This is a genomic window from Aeromonas genomosp. paramedia (assembly GCF_023093515.1).
Lineage (GTDB): Bacteria > Pseudomonadota > Gammaproteobacteria > Enterobacterales > Aeromonadaceae > Aeromonas.
Map to the genome: position 1 here is coordinate 1 of NZ_JAAROG010000022.1, position 20,862 is coordinate 20,862.

Genomic DNA, 20,862 nt, shown 5'->3' on the forward strand with positions numbered 1-20,862 from the left:
TTATCGCGTTGAGGAGGCGCATCTTACGCTCCTCACTTCGAAAGTCAAGCGGTTGTTTTCGCTTTTCTTTCGGCGCCGGCTTCGCAGGGAAGCTGGCTCATCAGTTCGGCGTGTTCTGCCGTGCTGGTAGGGGCGCATTATAGGGAGCCGCGCCGGGATGACAAGGGCTTTTTCACCTTCACCGCTCGTTCGCTCAGTTCTGCAGCAACACGTTCCTTTTTTGCCCACCACCCCACCCAAATCGACCTTCCCTGGATTTAAATTGAACATTTGAAAAGCCACTTTATAATTAGCTTTTCAAATGTTCAATTAAGGTCGCTGTCATGCATCAGATCCTCGATAGCCACAAGGAAGAGCAGATAGTCCCCCTGTTCCGCCTGGGATTTCGCCCCTTCTTCCTGCTCGGAGCCCTGTTTTCCTGCCTGGCCATGCTGGGTTGGCTGGGACAGCTCAATGGCTGGTTGACTCTGCCCGGTATTGGCAATCCCATCTGGTGGCACGCTCATGAGATGTTGTTCGGCTTTGGCGCCGCCATAGTTGCGGGGTTTCTGCTGACCGCCGTCCAGAACTGGACGGCTCATCCCGGCGTTCGCAGCTGGCCATTGGCGCTGATCGTGGGATTGTGGGTGCTGCCAAGGAGCCTGCTACCCTGGCTTGGAGAAGACAATCTCATTCTGATGGCTCTGGACCTGGCCTGGTTGCCGCTCTGTGCCTGGTTCCTCGCCAAGCCCGTCATCATGACACGCCAATGGCGCAACCTCTTCTTTGTCCCCCTGCTCCTCATATTGACTCTGCTCAATGGCGCCAGCTGGTTATGGCGAGATGACTGGAGCACAGTGGAACATCTGCTCATCACAGCGGTATTGCTGTTTACCACCCTGATTGCCGTGATGGGTGGACGTGTGATTCCCTTCTTTACCGCCAGGGGTACGGGTCAGGAGAAGGCGCCGCCCAGCCCTTGGCTGGAGCGCGGGGCCTTGGCCTCTCTCTGGCTGATCCTGCTGCTCTGGCTGCTGCCTGGCTCATGGATCAACTCTCTATATATGGTGCCTCTATATATAGTCGCGGCCGGCTTGCATCTGGGCAGGCAACTGCGCTGGCGACCCGGCACCACCCTGGCACAGCCCCTGCTATGGTCGCTGCACCTGGCTTACCTGTTTATTCCCCTTGGCCTGCTCGCCCTCGCGGCCCAGGCTGCGGGACTGCCTCTCAGCTTGTCCCTCGCCAGTCACCTGCTCAGCGCTGGCTGCATGGGCACCATGATCCTCGGAATGATTGCCAGGGTGTCACTCGGTCACAGCGGCAGAGCCCTGTACGTCGGGTGCAGGATCACCCTGGCATTCGCGCTGGTAATCCTCTCTGCCTTCGTGCGGGTCTTGCTCCCTCTGTATTGGCCTACCTTGACGCTGACGGGATGGAACCTGAGCGGCTGGAGCTGGATAGCGGCCTATGGTCTGTTTGTCTGGGTTTATACCCCCATCCTGGCCCGCCCCAGAGCGGACGGTCGTCCGGGTTAACCATCAGGGGTGAGTGGCAGGATAGTGGATCAGGTTGTGGAAAACGGCCGGGGCTATTCCCAGATTGCGGTAACCGTGGGGACGGTCGGCGGCGAAGCGTACGGCTTCCCCCTGATCCAGCGAGCGCCACTGCCCATCGACCAGCACCTCCATCACACCGCTGATGACAATCACATGCTCGGTCACCCCGGGCTCATGGGGTTCAGATTCCCGCTGATAGCCGGGTAGCAGGGTCAACTCGAACAGTTCAAAACCGAACCGGCCTTCATAGGGAAACAGGGGCGCCACCTGCATGCCTTCGCCCGCCGGTTGCTGGCGAATGTCATCGGCGATGCGATAGAGCGTCTCCCCCGCCACTGCCGGGGTCGGCTCGATAAAGCTGGAGAAGGAGACCCGAAACCCGGTGGCGATCTTCCACAGGGTCGCCACCGTCGGGCTGGATTCCCCCCGCTCTATCTGCCCCAGCATGGCCTTGCTCACCCCCGTCTCGCGGGCAGCCACATCCAGACTCCACCCCAGTTCGGCGCGCAGCCCTTTCAATCGCTGAGCCAGGTGCCGATTCATCTCCTGCATACGCCCTCTCCCGAATGCTGCATCTTCGCCTTGTGCGCTATAGCGCACGTCGCTATAGTCAAAGCCACATTGTACGTAATAACGCACAAGCTATCAGCATACACAAGGATGTCGCCATGCCCTTTGCTCTCCCTCATCTGGTCGCAGGCCTGATTGCCGTGCTGGTTGGCTATACCAGTTCGGTCGTACTGATCATTCAGGCGGCTACCGCCGCCGGCGCCGATGCAGCCCAGGTATCTTCCTGGCTATGGACGCTGGGTATCGGCATGGGTGTGAGCTGCATCGGCCTCTCCCTCTATTACCGCACCCCCGTGCTGACCGCCTGGTCAACGCCGGGGGCCGCCCTGCTCATCACCAGCCTGGGCAATTTCAGCCTGGCGGAGGCCATAGGCGCCTTCATCATCTCCTCCTTGCTGATCACCCTGTGCGGCATCAGCGGCTGGTTCGATCGGCTGATGCGCCACATTCCGGCTCCTCTGGCCGCCGCCATGCTGGCCGGGGTGCTGCTCAGATTCGGGCTGGACCTGTTCAAGGTGGCCCCCCAGGATCCCCTGCTGCTTGGCGCCTTGCTGCTGGCTTTCCTGCTCGGCCGCCACCTCTGGCCCCGCTATACCATGGTGCTGGTCCTGGCCACCGGCATGCTGCTCTGCGTCCTGAGGGGCGAGCTGCAGCTGGCTGAGGTCCACTGGCAGCTCTCCAGCCCGGTGTGGATCTCGCCGACCTTCTCCATCAACGCCGTGCTGGGGATAGCGCTGCCGCTGTTCCTCGTCACCATGACGTCGCAAAACATGCCCGGCATCGCGATCCTCCGTGCCCATGGCTATCAACCTGCCACCTCTTCCCTGATCGGCTGGACCGGTCTTACCGGTCTGCTGCTGGCCCCGTTCGGTGGTTACGCCTTCAACCTGGCCGCCATCACGGCCGCCATCTGCATGGGCAAGGAGGTGGATCCCGACCCCGCTCGCCGCTGGCCCGCCGCCGTGTGGGCGGGTTGCTTCTACCTGCTGACCGGTTGCTTCGGGGCGACTGTGGTCGCCTTGTTCAGCGCCTTCCCCACCGCTCTGGTGACCTGCGTGGCCGGGCTGGCACTGCTCGGCACCATAGGCAGCAGCCTGCACGGCGCGCTGCAGCAGGATGAAGAGCGGGAAGCCGCACTGCTCACCTTCCTCATCACGGCCTCGGGGATCAGCCTGCTAGGGGTTGGTTCCGCCTGCTGGGGATTGCTGGTCGGTGTGGCGCTGCATCAAGTCAACCGGCTCCGCGCCTGACCTGACCATCTGGGGAGACCCCAGTGAGACACAACACATAATTCGGCAAGGATGCTTCACAGCCGAACCCAACTCCCGTCTAGTGAAGAAGAGGCGCAGATTCTTCCCGATGCGCGCCTCTGTCAGACTCAATACTGGAGAAGAAGAATGAAGAATCAGGCTGTCATTTTATTGCTGACCCTGCTGGGCGCCACCAGTGTCCATGCCGCCGACACGGACAGGGAGCTGGCACGCCAGCTCGCATTGCAGCAGAAGAATCTGCTGCCCCTGCTCGCCAATCAGGAGTACCAGAGTCCGCTGCCCAACCTGCTGCAAAAGGCGAGCCCACGCCTCAAACGGCAGGCCACAGATGCCAACCAGGCCGCCATCAACCGGCAAGGGCTGGAGGGGGAAGTCAAACAGCTGATGCAGTTGCGACTGGCCAACCCCGAGCAGGCCAATGCGCTCAAACAGGGAACAGAGCCACTGATTGCCTACGTGCCGAGCGGCGATGAGAAGAGCTGGAGCGCCATCGAAGCCTTCGATGGCGCCGGCAATCCGGTCTACCTCGACGTGAACCAGCTACCGGCGCGACCTGTGCTGGTAGTAGAGGCCGACCCCGTAAAGGCCAAGAATGCCGGCCTGAAGGTGATGCGCAAGGCGCTGGCTGCCGCCGACCTGCAGGCGGCCCCCCCGCGCCGCCGACAACACGGCCCCCCTCAAGACCAGCATCCTCAAGAAGATCAGGCTCAGCGATGATCAGGAGCCCTGGTTGCTCGGCGCCGCCGAGGTCTACGCCGTCGTGGCCGGGGTCAATCCCGGCCGGGACGAACCCGTGGTGGACATAGTCGACATGCCCTACCTCGACCATGACAACACAGACTACAGCCCGAACCAGATCCTGGTGTACTGGGATCGCTATCGCTGGGGCGCGGTCGACCTCGTCATGATGGAGCAGGATGACAACGTCAACTACAAGGAGCTGAGCGCCCTGCTGATCGAAGCGCTCAAGCTCGGCTTCACCGCGGGTGGCGTACCCGAGGCTCTACCCTTCCTCGATCTCGGCGGTCGCATCGTCAAGGCACTTCCCGACTCCTGGATGACCAACAACGACGACTACCTGGATACCTTCTACACCCTGGAGCAGGACCAGAGCTACCACCAGTATCCCGGCGCCGCCGGCAATGCGGTCATCACGCTGGAGCCCAAGGAGATCCAGCCGACCAGACCCTGATCATCACCCACGGCAAAAAGCCAATGAGGCAACTCATTGGCTTTTCTCGTTTCTGGCGGATCGGGATCAGGCCTGGCCTTTGGGCCTCACACCCAGGGTATGGCAGATGGCGTAGGTCAGCTCGGAGCGGTTCAGGGTGTAGAAGTGGAAATCCTTCACCCCTTCCTGGCTCAGCACCCGCACCTGGTCGATGGCGATGCTGGCCCCCACCATGTTGCGGGTCATCTGATCGTTATCCAGCCCTTCGAATCGCTGGTGCATCCAGCGCGGGATCTTCACGTTGGTAAAGCCGGCAAACTTGTTGAGGGTCTGGAAATTGGAGACCGGCAGTATCCCAGGCACGATTTCGGCATCGATGCCGATGGCGGCGCAGCGATCACGAAAACGCAGGTAGGTCTCCACATCGAAGAAGAACTGGGTAATGGCGCGGTTGGCACCGGCATCTATCTTGCGCTTGAGGTTGAGCAGGTCGGATTGCGCGCTCCTGGCTTCGGGGTGGCCCTCCGGATAGGCGGCAACCGAGATGTCAAAGTCGGCCTCGGACTTGAGCAGGGCGACCAGATCGGTGGCATACATGTCCGGCTTGTCGAGTCCGGGGGGCAGGTCACCGCGCAGTGCCACTATGTGGCGAATGCCGCTGTTCCAGTAGTCACGGGCAATGGTTCTCAGCTCGTCGCGACTGGCATCGATACAGGTCAGGTGCGGGGCGGCGATGAGGCCGGTGCGCTCCTTGATGTCCTTGATCACCTTGTGGGTGCGATCCCGGGTGCCCGAGTTGGCGCCATAGGTCACGGAGACAAACTTGGGTTCCAGCACCTGCAGTCGTTCGATGGATTGCCAGAGGGTGTTCTCCATCCCTTCACTGTTGGGTGGAAAAAACTCGAAGCTGACCGAAATGTTGTTACCCAAGTCAGCCAGACTCTGGTTGAGTGCCTCGACCTGACGCGCGCTGTGAAATCCCATCTGCTCTCTCCCTGTCCTACAACCGATTCCTGTACGTCAAAACGGATGTTTGGACGTCTAAACGTCTTTCTATCTTTATGAGAAAACGGATCAAAGTCAACACCGATTTGCCGGCGAAGGCGGGATAAACGATTTTTTTTATTTTGCAATTCGACCCAAGTAACGACGGGCCCCATCCCAAAATGGCCTCAGGCACGCTATGATGCGGGCGGATCGTCCTGGACGTTCTGAATCTGCGTGTGATTGTTTGGCCGGGTTTCCCGGCCTTTTTTTAACTTCTCCCTCTCCCTGCCGATAATCAATTCAAGCATTTGCAGGAGCCTTGTCATGGAAGATCACCCCGGTTTTGCCACCGATTTGCTGTTCGATCGCTATCAGGGCGAGGTGACGGACCATGAAGGGTTCTGGGCCGTGTGCACCCCGACCGCCCCGGATTACTACTTCGGCAACTATCTGCTGCTCCCCACGCCCCCCAGCGACCGCGACAAGGGTTGGCTCGAAGCCAGCTTCGACAAGCTGATCGGCCAGGATCCCAGGATCCGCCATCGTACCTTCCAGTGGCCGCTGGCCGAGGGACAGAACAGCCGGGTCGCCGGCTTCGTGGCGGCGGGATACCAGTACATGGAGTGCGTGGTGCTGGCGCTGGAGGCGACCGACTGTAAGGCCCCGAGCGACCAGGACCTCGCCCCGGCCCGCCCCTTCACCCCCGCCGACTGGGATGACTGGCTGACCCTGGAGCTCGATGACAGGGACTCGGGTCATGAGCAGGAGAGCTACCTCGCCTACCTGCAGTCACGGCGCGATCTCTATCAGGCCATGATCGCCGATGGCCTGGGACAGTGGTGGGGGATCTGGCATCAGGATCGTCTGGTCGCCAGTTGCGGCCTCTTCTTCACCGGCACCATGGGGCGCTTTCAGCTGGTGCGCACCCATCAGGATTGGCGCAACCGGGGCCTCTGCCGTCAGTTGCTGAGCCAGGTCGCCCGTCAGGGGTTCGAGCGGGCCAGGCAGCTCATCATAGTGGCGGACGAGCACTACCACGCCCAGCGGGTCTACCGCGCCCTGGGCTTCGTCCCGGTGGCGCGTATCGGCAGCCTGTGCCGCTGGGCTCAGCAGCCATAGGCGGCTGGCGCAAATGAAAACGGGAGGCTGATGCCTCCCGTTTTTTCATGGTGCCGCCCTTCAGGGCTGCGGCGCTTCCAGCTCGCTGGCCAGCGCCTGCTCGACGTCGGTCGCGGCCGCCGCCGAGGGAGCCACAGCCGCAGACACGGGGGATGCGTTCAGTTCGGTCGAGATGGCCGCTGATGGCACAGCGACAGCAGCCTCAACCGTGGCGGGAGCGGCGGAGACGGCGGCGGGAGCCGCGCATTGGCAGTCCGGGGTCTTGGCCTGCTGACCCTGATGAGGGGCATACCAGCCCTTCAATCCCTGCTCCAGCCGATCGGCGGCGGCTTGCGGCGCCATGGTGCCGAGCAACACCCCCTGGCTCACCTCGGCCAGCTCATCCCCCAGCTTGGGGGTACCGCGAGAGAGGATCTGGGTAGCGACCCGGATGGTGGAGTCACACTGATCCCGCCACTCCATCATCTCCTTGGCCGCCGGGTTGGTGGCCTCGAAGAAGTGGTTGGAGAGGGAGAAGAACCCCGGCAGCGAGTTGGTATAGAGCTCGGCAAACTGGGAGGTGGTCAGCCACTGCAGGAAGGTCATGGCGGCCTCCTTGTTCTTGCTGGCCGGGTTCATCCCCATGCCGATGTCGGTGTGATCGGTGAAGAAGCAACCGTCACCCTGTTTTGCCACAGGGGGGCGCATGACACCGAAGTCCACCTTGCCGGTGAAGGGGGCTATCTCCCAGGAGCCGGCCGCATAGAAGGCGGCCTTGCCGGAGGTGAACAGCTCGTTGGTGGCGGCGTAGTCACGACCCTCTCCCCCCTCGCCGAGATAGGCGCGCCAGCGGGCCAGCTCCTCGAACACCTTGACGTATTGCGGATTGTCGAGCCGCTCCTGACCCGCGATCAGCGCCAGTCGGCCATCCTCTCCCTTCCAGTAGTTGGGGCCTATGTTCTGGAAGCCCAGCTCGGAGGCGACCCAGCTCTCGGAGCCGCTCATGGCCAGCGGCACATAGCGGCCATCCGCCTTCACCTTGTCGAGCACGGCGAAGAACTCGTCCCGGGTCTGGGGCACCGCCAGCCCCAGCTCGCTGAAGATCTGCTTGTTGTAGAAGAAGCCGTGAATGACGGAGGCCATGGGCACGCAGAAGGTCTGGGCGCCGCTATCGGTCTGCCAGGGGGACTGGGCGAAGCTCGGGAAGTTCTCCATCCCGGCCATCTCGCTCAGCTCCGCCAGATGGCCCGCCTTGAACAGGGCCAGAGAGTCGTCGAACGGGCGGCAGGTGATGAGATCCCCGGCCTTGCCCGCTTTCAGGCTGGCCCAGAGGGTCGGCATGTATTCGACGTTCTGCACCCCGTTGAAGCTCACCTGGATACCCGGGTGAGCGGCCTCGAAGGCGGGAATGATCTTCTCCTCCCACAAGGCCTTGTCATCTATACGCCAGCTTTCGATCACCAGCTCGCTGGCCATCAGCTGGCCACACAACAGGAGACTCAGGGCCCCGATCCACTTGTTAGCCATAAGTCCTCCTACACCTTGAAATGAGCGATCAATTGCTGCTGCTTGGCGACCAGTTCCGCCAGCACTTCACTGCTGCCTGCCGATTCACGGGCCTCCCGTTCGGTCTCGTAGGCCACGTCCGCAATGCCGGCGATATGACGGGCCACCCCCTGACTGACCGAGATCTGCTCCTGGGCCGCATGGGCGACCTGATCCGCCATCGACTTGATGGCGCTCATCCGCTCGGCGATGGATTGCAGCGCCTCGTCCATGGCCCGGGTCTGCGACACGCAACCCTGGGTCTGCTCCTGGCTGCGTCCCATCACCTCCATCACCTGCTTGCTGGAGCTCTGCAGGTTCTCGATCATGGCCTGGATCTCCTCGGTCGAGGTCTGGGTCCGGTTCGCCAGTGCCCTCACTTCGTCCGCCACCACGGCAAAGCCGCGACCGGCATCACCGGCCCGTGCCGCCTCGATGGCCGCATTCAGAGCCAGCAGGTTGGTCTGCTCGGCAATGCTGCGGATCACATCCAGAATGCTGCCAATGTTGTTGCTGAATTCACCCAGCTTGTGGGTGATGCCGACCGCCTCCTCCATGGCGCCCGCCAGCTGTTCGGTGATCTGGCGCGTGGTCGCCACCTGCTTGCGACCGGCGCGAGCCTCCTCGTCGGCCAGATCCACCTCGCGCTTGGTGCCGTCGGTGGAGCGGGCCACCTCGGTGGCGCTCACTTCCAGCTCGGTGATGGCGGCGGCGACCTGGTCGGTCTGGCTCTTCTGATCCTGCACCCTGGACATGGCGCGTTCGCTGATCTCGGCGGCGCGACTCGCCTCCTCCACCAGATGGCGGGAACCGGCGTTGATCTGGGAGAGCAGCTCCCCCGTCTTGTCCGCCAGGGTGTTGATGGAGCGGGTCAGGCTGCCAAATTCACAACTGCTCTGGTAGTCGATGCGCCGGGTCATGTCCCCGGTGGCCATGCGATCCAGCGCCCGATCGATCAGCTGCAACGGGCGCTGTATGCTGCGGGCCGTGGTGTAACCGATGATGAGCGCGGCGGCGGCGGAGATGGCGGAGACGATCAGGATCCAGAAGCTGGCACTGCTGACGGCGTCATCGGCCCCGATCCGGCTCTGGCTGGCGATGCTGCCCGCCGACTTGCCCATCTCGTCCAGCAGCGCCAGGCTGTTGACCAGGCTGGTATCGAGCTGCTGATTCAAGGTTTGCAGCGAGGCCGCAAGCTGCTGGGCATGACGCATGGTGGCCAGCAGCCCCTGCGGGCCGAGCGCCAGCTCCTGCATCCTGTCCAGATTGACGACGAAGCGCTGCCTCACGTCATCGGGTACCAGCACCCGCTCGAGCCGCTTGCGCGCCATCTCGATATCCTTGGCGAGCACCTTCTCCAGTTCATTGAGATCTGTCTTGGCGTCGGCCCGGCGGATGTTCTTCAGATCCCGGGCGATGCCGGAGGTGATGAGTTCGGCCTTGTTGCGCATGGAGCGCTTGCTGGCGGTCTGCTGCAACAGCAGATCGGCGGCCCACTGATAGGTGTCCTCCAGCCGGATAAAGGCCAGCTCCAGCTCATGACGCCGATCGAGGGCGGCTATCCACTGGCCATGCTGGCTCAGCACCTGATCCGCCAGAGCGTAGAACTCCTTGGTGGCCCCATCTACCTGACGAAAGCGCTCGCCCGCCTCGGCCACGTCGTTGAAGCGGGCCATCTCCTGACTCTGGGCCAGGAAGCGCGCCTGCTGCGCCTTGAACTGGCTGGCCAGCTGCGGCAACTGGGTGGCATCTTCGCTGGTCCTGTAGGTCAGCACCCAGCGGTTGCTGTCCTGCAAGGCACCCTTGAGCCCGGCAACGGCGATCACCAGGGGAGTGGCACGATCCGATACCTGGGAGAGTCCCTCATTGATTCCCCGGATCTTCAGGATACTGATGAAGCCCAGCAACACCAGCAGCAGCAACATCAGCACAAATCCGGCGATGATCCGCTGCACGATAGATAAACCCATGGAGACATCCTCACTCGTTGGGAAATAAAGGGGTGAACGCAGAGGCTATCGGCAAGTTGAGGCAATGGAAGAGCAATAAGTGACGCCATGAGGGGCCGGATCACAGTTATTGCGCCGCGCCGGACAGAAAAGGGCCCGAACAGAGCCGGGCCAAAGAGACATGCTTGGTTGTCATGGCCTTGTGGCGGCCAACCTTGTCATCAGAAGCGGTAGCCGACGCCGAACATGAAGGCAACCGGATCGATGGAGGTATTGATGGTGCCCACCGCGGTGTGCACGTCGGTGTCGATGTCGATGAGCCAGGCGGAGGCGTTGACGAACCAGCGGTCGTTGATCGCCATGTCCAGGCCCACCTGACCCGCCAGCCCCCAGGAGGAGTCAACGCTCACATCCGTGCCCGCCAGGGCACCGCGGCCCTCTTCATCGAAGAAGGTGGTGTAGTTGATGCCGGCACCGACATAGGGACGCACCTTGCTGTTGGCATCCCCGAAGTAGTACTGGGCCATCAGGGTCGGCGGCAGATGCTTGACCTTGGCGACCTCACCCAGCCCCGGGGTCGACACCGAGTGGGAGAAAGGCGTCGCCGCCAGCAGCTCGACGCCCCAGTTGTCCGTCAGCATGTAGGAGAGGGTCAGCCCCAACTGCATGTTGCTGTCGATATCCAGCTCGCCGGTACCCAGCACGTCGTCACTGCTGGTCTGGGGAGAGACGAAGGCCAGGCCGCCACGCACCAGGATGTCACCGGCCTGGTGGGCCATGGCGGCGGGGGAAGCAAAAGCGGCTGCGATCAGGAGAGGAAGCACTTTTTTCATCACATAATTCCTTTTTGTTTTCTTTCTATGTTGTAAGCCCGAAAACTATAAAATGATGTGAATGAACGGTTATTGATTTAGCTCAATAGTTATCAAGAAATAGATGGATGTACACAGCAGCTTCAGACAGCCAAAAACCTGACAAATAATGCCATAAAACCATTTAAATACAGTAAGTTGAAATATAAATATACAATGACGCCCCATTTAAAATAGCAAATAAATACACCTTAAGGTTACCCATATTCCCGTTTCACTGTTGTTTAATGATGCCGGCCAGCGTATTTTATTAAAGCAATGTAGCCATGCTGTAATTTAATCTTTATGAAACCACAAACACGCAAAGACAAAATCATCGGCATCCTGGCAGCCATCTGGGGCATCGGCTCCTTCCTGTTTATCCTGCTCGGTTTTCTGTTCGCCCTCGCCTTCCTGATGCTGGCCCACTGACCCCCCGGCGTCACGGCTCACACCCTGGGTGCGGGGCTTGCCCTGCCCGCTTCAATACCGCATTCAATCAAGCTCCGGGCTCAGATCCTGCGCCCGCCGCCGAGGCGAAGCCCGGGCTCTCTCCATCCCCCGGCGATCGCCCACAAAAAAGGGGCCAAGGCCCCTTGTCTGTCTGATGTGCCCCTACTTGTTCAGCAAGGGGGCCAGGAAGCGCGCCGTGTGCGATTCCTTGCAACGGCTCATCTCCTCCGGCGTGCCGGTCACCAGGATGCGGCCGCCACCGGCGCCCCCTTCCGGCCCCAGATCGACGATCCAGTCGGCGGTCTTGATGACGTCCAGGTTGTGCTCGATGATGACTATGGTGTTGCCGCGATCCCGCAGCTGGTGCAGCACCTTGAGCAGTTGCTGGATGTCGTGGAAGTGCAGCCCCGTGGTCGGCTCGTCCAGGATGTAGAGGGTCTGGCCGGTGTCCCGCTTGGAGAGCTCCCGCGCCAGCTTGACCCGCTGCGCCTCGCCCCCCGACAGGGTGGTGGCGGACTGACCGAGGCGGATGTAGGAGAGACCCACATCCATCAGGGTTTGCAGCTTGCGCGCCACCGCAGGGACGGGATCGAAGAATTCGCGGGCATCTTCCACCGTCATCTCGAGGATCTCGTGGATGTTCTTGCCCTTGTACTTCACCTCCAGGGTCTCGCGGTTGTAGCGCTTGCCCTTGCAGACGTCGCACGGCACGTAGACGTCCGGCAGGAAGTGCATCTCCACCTTGATGACCCCATCCCCCTGGCACGCCTCGCAGCGCCCCCCCTTGACGTTGAAGGAGAAGCGACCCGGCTGGTAGCCCCGGGAGCGCGCCTCCTGGGTGCCGGAGAGCAGCTCGCGGATCGGGGTGAAGAGGCCGGTATAGGTGGCCGGGTTGGAGCGCGGGGTCCGGCCGATGGGGCTCTGATCGATATCCACCACCTTGTCCAGATGCTCCAGCCCTTCCACGCTGCGATAGGGCGCCGGGGTGGATTCGGTGGCCTTGTTCAGCTCCCGATGGGCGATGCGGAACAGGGTGTCGTTGATCAGCGTCGACTTGCCGGAGCCGGAGACCCCGGTGACGCAGGTCATCACCCCTATGGGCAGATCCAGGTTGACGTTACGCAGGTTGTTGCCGCTCGCTCCCTTCAATTTCAACCACTTGCCGGTGAGCGGCGTACGTTCATCAGGAATGGCGATCTGCTTGCGGCCGGATAGGTAGTCACCGGTCAGGGACTCGGGGTTTGCGATGATCTCCTCCGGCGTCCCTTGCGCGACTATGGCTCCGCCATGCACGCCGGCTCCCGGGCCTATGTCGAGCACATGGTCGGCAAGGCGGATGGCGTCCTCGTCGTGCTCCACCACGATCACCGTGTTGCCGAGATCGCGCAGATGGGTGAGGGTCTTGAGCAGCCGCTCGTTGTCCCGCTGGTGCAGGCCGATGGAGGGCTCATCCAGTACATACATGACCCCCACCAGACCGGCGCCGATCTGGCTCGCCAGCCTGATCCGCTGCGCCTCGCCGCCGGAGAGGGTTTCGGCACTGCGAGACAGGCTCAGATAGTTGAGGCCGACGTTCACCAGGAAGCCGAGCCGCTCGACTATCTCTTTCAAAATCTTCTCGGCGATCTGGGCGCGCTGGCCGGTGAGGTTCAGCCCCTCGAAGAAGGCGAGCGCATCACCGATGGATTGCTCGGCGATGGCCGGCAGGTTGCGGTTGTCGACGAAGACGTGGCGCGCCTCTTCCCGCAGCCGGCTGCCACCGCAGCTGGTACAGGACTTGTTGGCGATGTACTTGGAGAGCTCTTCCCGCACCGAGTTGGACTCGGTTTCCCGGTAGCGGCGCTCCATGTTGTGCAGTATTCCCTCGAACGGGTGCTTGCGCACCACCACGTCGCCGCGATCGTTCATGTAGCGGAACTCGATCTCGGTGCGACCGGAGCCGCGCAGGATCACCTCCTGGATCTTGGCCGGCAGATCTTCCCAGGGCGCCTCCAGATCGAACTTGTAGTGCTCGGAGAGGGATTTGAGCATCTGGAAGTAATAGAAGCTGCGCTTGTCCCAACCCCGGATGGCGCCACCGGCCAGGCTCTGGCCCGGATCCTGGATCAGCTTGGCGGGATCGAAGTACTGCTGCACCCCCAGGCCGTCGCAGGTGGGGCAGGCACCGGCCGGGTTGTTGAAGGAGAAGATGCGCGGCTCCAGTTCCGACATGGAGTAGCCGCACTCGGGGCAGGCGAAGTTGGCGGAGAAGATCAGTGGGGCAACCCCCTCCTCTCCGTCCATGGGGGCCACCAGGACGATGCCGCCGGAGAGGGTCAGAGCCGTCTCGAAGGATTCGGCGAGGCGCAGGGCCAGGTCATCGCGCACCTTGAAGCGGTCCACCACCACCTCGATGGTGTGCTTCTTGTGCAGCTCCAGCGAGGGAGGATCGGAAAGGTCGCACACCTCCCCATCGATGCGGGCACGGATGTAGCCCTGGGCCGCCAGGTTCTCCAGCAGCTTGGTGTGCTCCCCCTTGCGATTGCGCACCACGGGCGCCAGCAGCATCAGCTTGGTGCCTTCGGGCTGGGCCAGCACCTGATCCACCATCTGGCTGATGGTCTGGGCGGCGAGCGGGATGGCGTGGGTCGGGCAGCGGGGTTCACCGACCCGGGCAAACAGCAGGCGCAGGTAGTCGTAGATTTCGGTGATGGTACCGACGGTCGAGCGCGGGTTGTGGGAGGTGGACTTCTGCTCGATGGAGATGGCCGGGGAGAGCCCCTCGATGTGGTCGACGTCCGGCTTCTCCATCAGGGAGAGGAACTGGCGGGCATAGGCGGAGAGGGACTCCACATAGCGGCGCTGGCCTTCGGCATAGAGGGTATCGAACGCCAGGGAGGACTTGCCGGAACCTGACAGGCCGGTGACCACGATCAGCTTGTCGCGGGGCAGGGTCAGGTTGATGTTCTTGAGGTTGTGGGTGCGGGCACCCCGGATCACGATTTTTTCCATCTTGTTGCGCGCTCGATACGGGAACCAGAGCGGGCCAGTATGGCATAGAGACTACTGGATGAATAGACAGGCTTTTATCATCCCACCCCGGCGCTCAGAGATACTCCTTGGCCCAGCTCACCGCCTGCAGGCGGTTCTTGACGTTCAACTTCTTGAACACGTTGTAGAGGTGGGACTTGATGGTGTGTTCGCTCACGAACAGGCTGTCGGCGATCTCGGTATTGGAGGCCCCCGTCATCAGATGGCGGACTATCTCCTGCTCGCGGGCCGTCAGCAGGGTCTGGTTGCGCAGGGGCTGGCCGCTCCCCTTGCGGTAGTAATCCACCAGATCGCACAGCAGATGGCGCGGGATCCAGTACTCCCCCTGCAACACCTTGCGGATGCCGATCACCAACCTGTCCAGGTTGTCCTGGCGGAAGAAGAGCCCGCTGGTGTGGGGCCACATCAGCAGCAGCTCCCTGTCCGTGCTGGTCGGGGCGTTGAGCAGCACGGCGCTGGCCTCGCCGAAGCGGCTGCAGATGGCCTTGCTCCAATCCGCCTGCTGAGCCGACTTCAGATAGTCCAGATCGATCAGCAGCAGCGTCTGGGCAGACGTTTCGGCGGGTTCGGGCAGGGCCTCTATCTCCCCCACCAGCAAGATGGACAAGCCAAGCTGTTCGCTGAGGTGACGCTGGAAACTGCTGGCTTGTGCATTATTTTCGGTGATCAGCACTAAGGGGTATTCGGGCGTCATCAAGAGAACTTCCTTGCACATTCGAGTCGGGGCTTTTCGGCAAGGAAGAGTACCAATCCCCCTCCTGGCTGCAGCATTAAAAAAGTATTAGACGCTGCTGTGATTCCTTTGAAGCTCAGCAATTTTCCAACCAATACAAATGACTAGCACACACCCCCCATTTGGGGGGTAAAGTAGTGCCGGACCGCACCATAGCAGGCCTTGGCCATCGATGCAGCATTCGGCCCCGTCGCCCCCTTGCTGGTGGGGCCATACCTCGGGTAAGTTACTCGGACGCCAGCGGCGGGGTTTGGTGCTCGCCGGGACAGGAAGGTGTGCGCTCATCTCCGCCAACTGGTATTATTGCGGGCAAACGCTGCGGCGGATGGCCGATAAACGCGTCGGTTGAATCTGGCACAGCCGTGACATGCGTGAAGATGAGGTCCATCCGTGGCGCGCATCTCATTGCAAACAAACGACATATTGAATGGGACCAGGCATTTGGCCTGGCCGGTATACATAAGGGTGGAAGAGAGATTATGGCCAGTCGAGGCATCAACAAAGTCATTCTGATCGGTAACCTGGGGCAAGACCCGGAAGTGCGCTACATGCCGAGCGGCGGTGCCGTGACTAACATCACCCTGGCCACCTCCGACACCTGGCGCGACAAGCAGACCGGTGAGCAGAAAGAGCGTACCGAGTGGCACCGCGTGGTCTTCATGGGCAAGCTGGCCGAAGTGGCGGGCGAGTACCTGAAGAAGGGTTCTCAGGTCTATGTCGAAGGCAAGCTGCAGACCCGCAAGTGGCAGGATCAGAGTGGCCAGGAGCGTTACACCACAGAGGTGCTGGTCGACAGCTTCACCGGCGTGATGCAGATGCTGGGTGGCCGTCCGCAAGGCGGCGCCGGCCAGGGCATGGGCGGCCAACAGTCCCAGGGCAACTGGGGCCAGCCGCAACAGGCAGCTCCCCAGCAAGCGATGCAGCGCCCGGCCGCAGCCCCGCAACAGAATATGCAGCCACAGGGTGGTTACGGCCGTCCGGCCCAGCAGCCCCAGTCTGCACCGCCGGTCTACAACGAGCCGCCGATGGATTTCGACGACGACATCCCGTTCTGATCGACACCCAGGCCCTGATGACTCAGGGCCTTTTTGTCTGTTCCTGACGCATTCATCCCCTCCATCATCATGTTGTTGCGACGATCCGCACCTGACCCTCTCACTCGCCCTGACGTGTGGCTATTCTCGGGACGAGTCACCTCCCCGAGAACCTGCATGAATCACCTTGGTTGCCTGCTGCGCCTCATCTTGCTGGTGTTTGCCGCCCCTCTGATCGCCGAACCGCTGCGAGTGGGGGTGAGCTTCGCCATCCCTCCCTATGTGATCGCTCACGAGGATCGCGGCATCGAGCTCGATCTCATGCGCGAGGCGTTCGTCGGCAGCAGTCATGAGCCCGAGTTCATCTATCTGCCTCTGGAGCGGACCTTCAGGATGCTGGAGGAAGGCAAGCTGGATGCCATCATCAACGTCAGACCCGGCATGCTGAGTCACGCCCACCTCTCCCAGGTGGTGATCACCTTTCACAACCGGGTCTTTACCCTCGACAAGACGGCCTTTGACACCATGGGGGATCTGCGGACGCTGCGAGTCAGCGCCTTCCAGCGGGCCAGGCAGATCCTGGGAAAAGAGTTCGCCGACCTGGTCGATCAGAACCCCGACTATGAAGAGGTGGCGAGGCAGGAGGGGCAGGTTCAGAAGTTGTTGCTGGGACGCACGGATGCCGTGATCCTGGAGCAGAGGGTATTTTACTACTACCTGTCGCAACTGATCGGGCAAGCAGAGGGCAGCGCGCGCTATCCCCACGACAGGGTCAGACAGCATGATCTCTTCCCCCCCACCCGGTACCACTTCGCCTTTCGCGAGGCGGCGCAGCAGCAGTGGTTCGATCGCCAGTTCAGCAAGATGAAGGAAGATGGTCGCTATGAGCGGATCTTTGCCGCCTATGGCACGACCTCATCCGACAGAAACATAAAAGCCAGCCCATGACGGACTGGCTTGATACTGGCTCCAGAGGAACAACAGTGTAGTGGAGCGTTACTTCATCGCGCCGCCATTTTTCAGATCAGCTTTCTGACGTTTGGCCTCGCGCTTCTCTTTCAGTGACATCTGCGGTTTTTTCTTGGCATCTTTGCCGTGATGCTGTTCTTTGTTGCTCATCATCAGACTCCAAAAATGTTACCAGGACAGTTGGAATCAAGATTCCAGCATGTCATCCGAATCATAGATCACAGTACGCTAGCAGTGACGATCGAGGATCGCACTGGCACCAGCATACCCCCAGCCTCCACCGGGATCCAGCCTCGCCGGACAACGGTGCTCCACAGGAGCTCTGACCTCGCCATCCAGATCCCGACAACCCGGGACAAACTGCCATAACCGGCCTGTATCTGGGCGAAAACCGGCAGGAAAACACACTCAACTTGCTCTTTTGGGGTCTAGAGGACGATTACATAAGAGTCGGCCTCCGGAGTGTGTTAGGGTGAACCATCACCTGCCGCAGGAGTGCGCCATGAAAAAGCTGGAAATGAAAGATCTTACCGAGGCCGAAAAAGCCGAGATCACCCTGTTGCTGCAGAAGGCCCAGGCCCATGCCGATCACACCCTGACCAATGGGGAACGTAACAAGATCCGTGAGGAAGGGCGCCTGAAAATCGCCGAGGATCGCGCCAAGGCAGCCAAGGCGGCCTCCGCACTGGCGCGGGAGAAGGCCAAGGAGCGAGCCAAGAATCAGGTGCTGCCGGAAACCTTCAACTGGGCGGACTCCGTCAGCAACAAGTACCGCAGCAAGCGATAATTTCTGTCTCCCATGTCCGGATGCTTGTGCTGTCATCCGGAGATGGGCCTGCATACATCCCTTTCCCGTACCGGAAAATGCTAGATAACCTTCTGGTATAAAACGATTTTATCAAGATAAAACGCTAACACCCCCTCGCCGGGCAGGAATTAATACCAAGATAAAGATTGCCATGGCGGAGTGAGCGTGTTCTAATCGATTTCGATGGTTCGGTAGTTCAGACCTGATTATGTTAGGCAGTCATTTTAAAGCAGTGATTTGTGCATAGAGTTGTCCCAGATGATTCTCGCCAAATAATTCTCCTTCTTTAGTGCTCCCCATACGTATTGCTGACGAAAAATCATGGATTGCTACACAAGTAGCGTTTCAACATCACTATTCAAGGAAATTATTATGTCTAACAAAATGACTGGTACCGTAAAGTTCTTCAACGCTGAGAAAGGTTTTGGCTTCATCTCCCCGGCTGACGGTGGCAAAGACGTGTTCGTACACTTCTCCGCTATCCAGTCCACCAGCTTCAAAACCCTGGACGAAGGTCAGCGCGTTGAGTTCACCATCGAGCAAGGCCAGAAAGGCCCGGCTGCTGCCAACGTAGTTGGTCTGTAATTCAAGCCAGGAAGCCTTTTCGTCAATCGGAAAGTCCTTCTGCAAGAATTGAAAAAACCCGCCTCGGCGGGTTTTTTGTTATCTGGATTTCCATCATTACCTCTCTTCCCCGCCAGAACTGCCTCCTTCCCTCGAACAAAACACAAATGATAACCAATATCAATTGCATTTGATTCTTGTTTGCCTAGAATGCCTGTCGACAAATGTCATCCATTTGAGGCTCAGCTCCGCCGTCCCAGTGCGACACCAAGATCCCGGGACTCAGTGGCGGGTTGAGAAACTTTCCTTCCCAGGAGTTCAGGTTTTCATGACTAGCATCCCCATTACCCCTCTCGCCACCCTGATCATCGCCGCCCTGGCCAGCCAGGCCCACGCCAGCCAGAACGAAGTCATGGTGATCACCGCCTCGGGTTTCCAGCAGAAGATCGAAGACTCTGCCGCCTCCATCTCGGTCGTGACCCGGGAACAGCTGGAGAAGCGCGCCTACCGTGACGTGACCGACGCCCTGAAAGACGTCCCCGGGGTGGTGATCACCGGGGGTGGCAGCAGCAGCGACATCAGTATCCGCGGCATGGGAGCCAAGTACACGCTGATGCTGGTGGACGGCAAGCGGGTCGACAGCCGTGGCACCCGCCCCAACAGCGACGGTCCCGGCATAGAGCAGGGCTGGTTGCCGCCGCTGCAAGCCATAGAGCGGATCGAGGTGGTGCGTGGCCCCATGTCCTCCCGCTACGGCTCGGACGCCATGGGAGGCGTCATCAACGTCATCACCCGCAAGAGCACCAGCATGACGGCATGGCAGGGATCGCTGCATGCCGACGGCACCTTCCAGGAGAACAAGGCGTCCGGTGATCTCTTCCAGACCGATGCCTACACCGCCGGCGCCCTGGTGGACGGGCTGCTGGGGATGCGCCTGAACGGCCAGCTCTCTTACCGCGGCGAGGATCAGTTCGAGAACGGCTTCGCCGAGCAGGAGATGCGCAGCGGCACCGCCGTGTTCAGCCTGACCCCGGACGAGCACAACAGCGTCGACTTCGAGGTGAGCCGCGGCCTGCAGGACAGGGATCGCACACCGGGTGAGTCCATTTCAGCCAAGGCCAAACCGAACCTGAGCACCTACGAGCGCACCAACTACGCCATCACCCACGACGGCCGCTACGACTTCGGCTCCTCCACCAGCTATCTGCAACGGGAAGAGAGCACCAACCCGGGTCGGCAGATGAAGATGATCAACACCATAGCCGACACCCATACCCAGGTCGTCCTGGGGGATCACTACCTGAGCGTCGGCGGCCAATATCGCTACGAGGATCTGCAGGATCAGGGCAACCAGCTGAATGTGGTCAATCGCGCCGACCAGCTGACCCGCTGGAGCTGGGCCCTGTTCGTGGAGGACGAGTGGGCCCTGACCGACAGCTTCGCCCTCACCGGCGGCGTGCGCATGGACAGGGATCAGAACTACGGCAGCCACTGGAGCCCGCGTCTCTACGGGGTCTGGCACCCCGCCGAGTTCTGGACCCTGAAGGGTGGTGTCTCCACCGGCTACCGCTCCCCCGACCTGCGCATGTCTGCGGCCAACTGGGGCCAGGCCACCGGCGGCGGCACCCAGGATGGCATGCTGGTCGGCAGCCCGGCCCTCCAGCCGGAGAAGAGCGTCAGTGAGGAAATCGCCCTGTTGTGGGATGGCCAGCAGGGGCTCAACGCCGGGCTGACCCTGTTCAATACCGACTTCAAGGACAAGATTGCCGAGACCCGTCGCTGCACCAGCAAGCAGGATCCCGCCTGCACCCTGAACGGTCACACCTATGACTTCATCAGCGATCGCATCAACGTCGACGAGGCCAACATGCGCGGGGTGGAAGGCACGGCCAACTGGGCCATCAACCCGCAGTGGTCCCTGGCCTCCAGCTACACCTTCACCCAGTCCGAGCAGAAGAGCGGCCCCATGGCGGGCCTGGCACTGAACCAGATGCCGCGCCACATGTTCAACACCACGGTCGACTGGCAGACCAGCGAGGCGGTCGGCCTCTGGTCTCGGGTCAACTTCCGCAGCAAGACCTCGGACTACCTGAGCCGGGTCAAGATGGCCGAAGGCACCCCCTCCTACACCTTCTTCGACACCGGCCTGGTCTACAAGGCCAATCAGGCGCTGAGCGTCACCGCCGGCATCTACAACCTGCTGGACAAGAGGGTGGACTACGCCAGCTACGGCACCGTGCTGGATGGCCGTCGCTACAACCTGGGGCTGACCTACCAGTTCTGATCCTCTC

At 61.1% G+C, this 20,862-nt stretch carries 17 protein-coding genes and 1 pseudogene; 10 read left to right on the forward strand and 8 right to left on the reverse strand.

Annotated features, from left to right (window positions below; all coding sequences use genetic code 11):
- Positions 1-323: 323 nt before the first annotated feature.
- Positions 324-1,517, forward strand: a complete 1,194-nt coding sequence (locus tag HB860_RS17450) for an NnrS family protein (protein ID WP_247627453.1) — start codon at positions 324-326, stop codon at positions 1,515-1,517.
- Positions 1,518-1,520: 3 nt separating this feature from the next.
- Here the strand turns inward: HB860_RS17450 and HB860_RS17455 are convergent, their stop codons facing one another.
- On the reverse strand, positions 1,521-2,090 hold the full coding sequence (locus HB860_RS17455; RefSeq protein WP_247627454.1) for a helix-turn-helix domain-containing protein: 570 nt from the start codon (positions 2,088-2,090) through the stop codon (positions 1,521-1,523).
- Between the two features lie 116 nt (positions 2,091-2,206).
- Between HB860_RS17455 and HB860_RS17460 the strand changes: the two genes are divergently transcribed.
- Together HB860_RS17460 and HB860_RS17465 are read left to right on the forward strand one after the other, a co-directional pair.
- Positions 2,207-3,358, forward strand: a complete 1,152-nt coding sequence (locus HB860_RS17460) for a benzoate/H(+) symporter BenE family transporter (protein ID WP_247627455.1) — start codon at positions 2,207-2,209, stop codon at positions 3,356-3,358.
- A gap of 147 nt (positions 3,359-3,505) precedes the next feature.
- A pseudogene (locus tag HB860_RS17465) lies at positions 3,506-4,571 on the forward strand (DUF3103 family protein).
- 66 nt (positions 4,572-4,637) lie between these two features.
- Here HB860_RS17465 and metF read toward each other — a convergent pair.
- Entirely contained in the window at positions 4,638-5,534 is an 897-nt protein-coding gene (gene metF, locus HB860_RS17470) for a methylenetetrahydrofolate reductase (RefSeq protein ID WP_025328549.1), read from the reverse strand.
- A gap of 327 nt (positions 5,535-5,861) precedes the next feature.
- On the opposite strand from metF, the gene HB860_RS17475 reads away from it, so the two are divergent.
- Entirely contained in the window at positions 5,862-6,656 is a 795-nt protein-coding gene (locus tag HB860_RS17475; RefSeq protein WP_247627456.1) for a GNAT family N-acetyltransferase, read from the forward strand.
- A gap of 60 nt (positions 6,657-6,716) precedes the next feature.
- Here the strand turns inward: HB860_RS17475 and HB860_RS17480 are convergent, their stop codons facing one another.
- The 3 genes from HB860_RS17480 to HB860_RS17490 all read right to left on the reverse strand — a co-directional run bounded on the left by HB860_RS17480 (position 6,717) and on the right by HB860_RS17490 (position 10,962).
- Positions 6,717-8,162: an ABC transporter substrate-binding protein gene (locus HB860_RS17480; protein WP_247627457.1), complete on the reverse strand. Its 1,446-nt coding sequence runs from the start codon at positions 8,160-8,162 to the stop codon at positions 6,717-6,719.
- 8 nt (positions 8,163-8,170) lie between these two features.
- Entirely contained in the window at positions 8,171-10,150 is a 1,980-nt protein-coding gene (locus tag HB860_RS17485; protein WP_247627458.1) for a methyl-accepting chemotaxis protein, read from the reverse strand.
- A 200-nt stretch (positions 10,151-10,350) separates the two neighbouring features.
- On the reverse strand, positions 10,351-10,962 hold the full coding sequence (locus tag HB860_RS17490; protein WP_025328553.1) for an OmpW family outer membrane protein: 612 nt from the start codon (positions 10,960-10,962) through the stop codon (positions 10,351-10,353).
- A gap of 324 nt (positions 10,963-11,286) precedes the next feature.
- Between HB860_RS17490 and HB860_RS22225 the strand changes: the two genes are divergently transcribed.
- The gene (locus HB860_RS22225; protein WP_005328766.1) at positions 11,287-11,412 is read left to right on the forward strand and encodes a hypothetical protein; all 126 of its coding nucleotides are present in this window, start codon (positions 11,287-11,289) and stop codon (positions 11,410-11,412) included.
- Between the two features lie 183 nt (positions 11,413-11,595).
- Here HB860_RS22225 and uvrA read toward each other — a convergent pair whose 3' ends face one another.
- Together uvrA and HB860_RS17500 are read right to left on the reverse strand one after the other, a co-directional pair.
- Positions 11,596-14,424 (reverse strand): excinuclease ABC subunit UvrA, encoded by a 2,829-nt coding sequence (uvrA, locus tag HB860_RS17495; RefSeq protein WP_247627459.1) that lies wholly within the window; start codon positions 14,422-14,424, stop codon positions 11,596-11,598.
- A 94-nt stretch (positions 14,425-14,518) separates the two neighbouring features.
- On the reverse strand, positions 14,519-15,157 hold the full coding sequence (locus tag HB860_RS17500) for a LuxR C-terminal-related transcriptional regulator (RefSeq protein WP_162472085.1): 639 nt from the start codon (positions 15,155-15,157) through the stop codon (positions 14,519-14,521).
- Positions 15,158-15,675: 518 nt separating this feature from the next.
- On the opposite strand from HB860_RS17500, the gene HB860_RS17505 reads away from it, so the two are divergent.
- Both HB860_RS17505 and HB860_RS17510 read left to right on the forward strand, forming a co-directional pair.
- Positions 15,676-16,251, forward strand: a complete 576-nt coding sequence (locus tag HB860_RS17505; RefSeq protein ID WP_005328769.1) for a single-stranded DNA-binding protein — start codon at positions 15,676-15,678, stop codon at positions 16,249-16,251.
- 156 nt (positions 16,252-16,407) lie between these two features.
- The gene (locus HB860_RS17510) at positions 16,408-17,178 is read left to right on the forward strand and encodes a substrate-binding periplasmic protein (protein ID WP_247627460.1); all 771 of its coding nucleotides are present in this window, start codon (positions 16,408-16,410) and stop codon (positions 17,176-17,178) included.
- A gap of 48 nt (positions 17,179-17,226) precedes the next feature.
- Here the strand turns inward: HB860_RS17510 and HB860_RS22230 are convergent, their stop codons facing one another.
- Positions 17,227-17,349: a hypothetical protein gene (locus HB860_RS22230; protein ID WP_080675244.1), complete on the reverse strand. Its 123-nt coding sequence runs from the start codon at positions 17,347-17,349 to the stop codon at positions 17,227-17,229.
- A 352-nt stretch (positions 17,350-17,701) separates the two neighbouring features.
- Here HB860_RS22230 and yjbD point away from each other — a divergent pair, with 352 nt between their 5' ends.
- The 3 genes from yjbD to HB860_RS17525 all read left to right on the forward strand — a co-directional run bounded on the left by yjbD (position 17,702) and on the right by HB860_RS17525 (position 20,855).
- Positions 17,702-17,986: a DUF3811 domain-containing protein gene (gene yjbD / locus HB860_RS17515; protein ID WP_162519186.1), complete on the forward strand. Its 285-nt coding sequence runs from the start codon at positions 17,702-17,704 to the stop codon at positions 17,984-17,986.
- 393 nt (positions 17,987-18,379) lie between these two features.
- Positions 18,380-18,592: a transcription antiterminator/RNA stability regulator CspE gene (cspE, locus tag HB860_RS17520; protein WP_025328559.1), complete on the forward strand. Its 213-nt coding sequence runs from the start codon at positions 18,380-18,382 to the stop codon at positions 18,590-18,592.
- A 307-nt stretch (positions 18,593-18,899) separates the two neighbouring features.
- Positions 18,900-20,855 (forward strand): ligand-gated channel protein, encoded by a 1,956-nt coding sequence (locus tag HB860_RS17525; RefSeq protein ID WP_247627461.1) that lies wholly within the window; start codon positions 18,900-18,902, stop codon positions 20,853-20,855.
- The last annotated feature ends 7 nt before the right edge of the window (positions 20,856-20,862 follow it).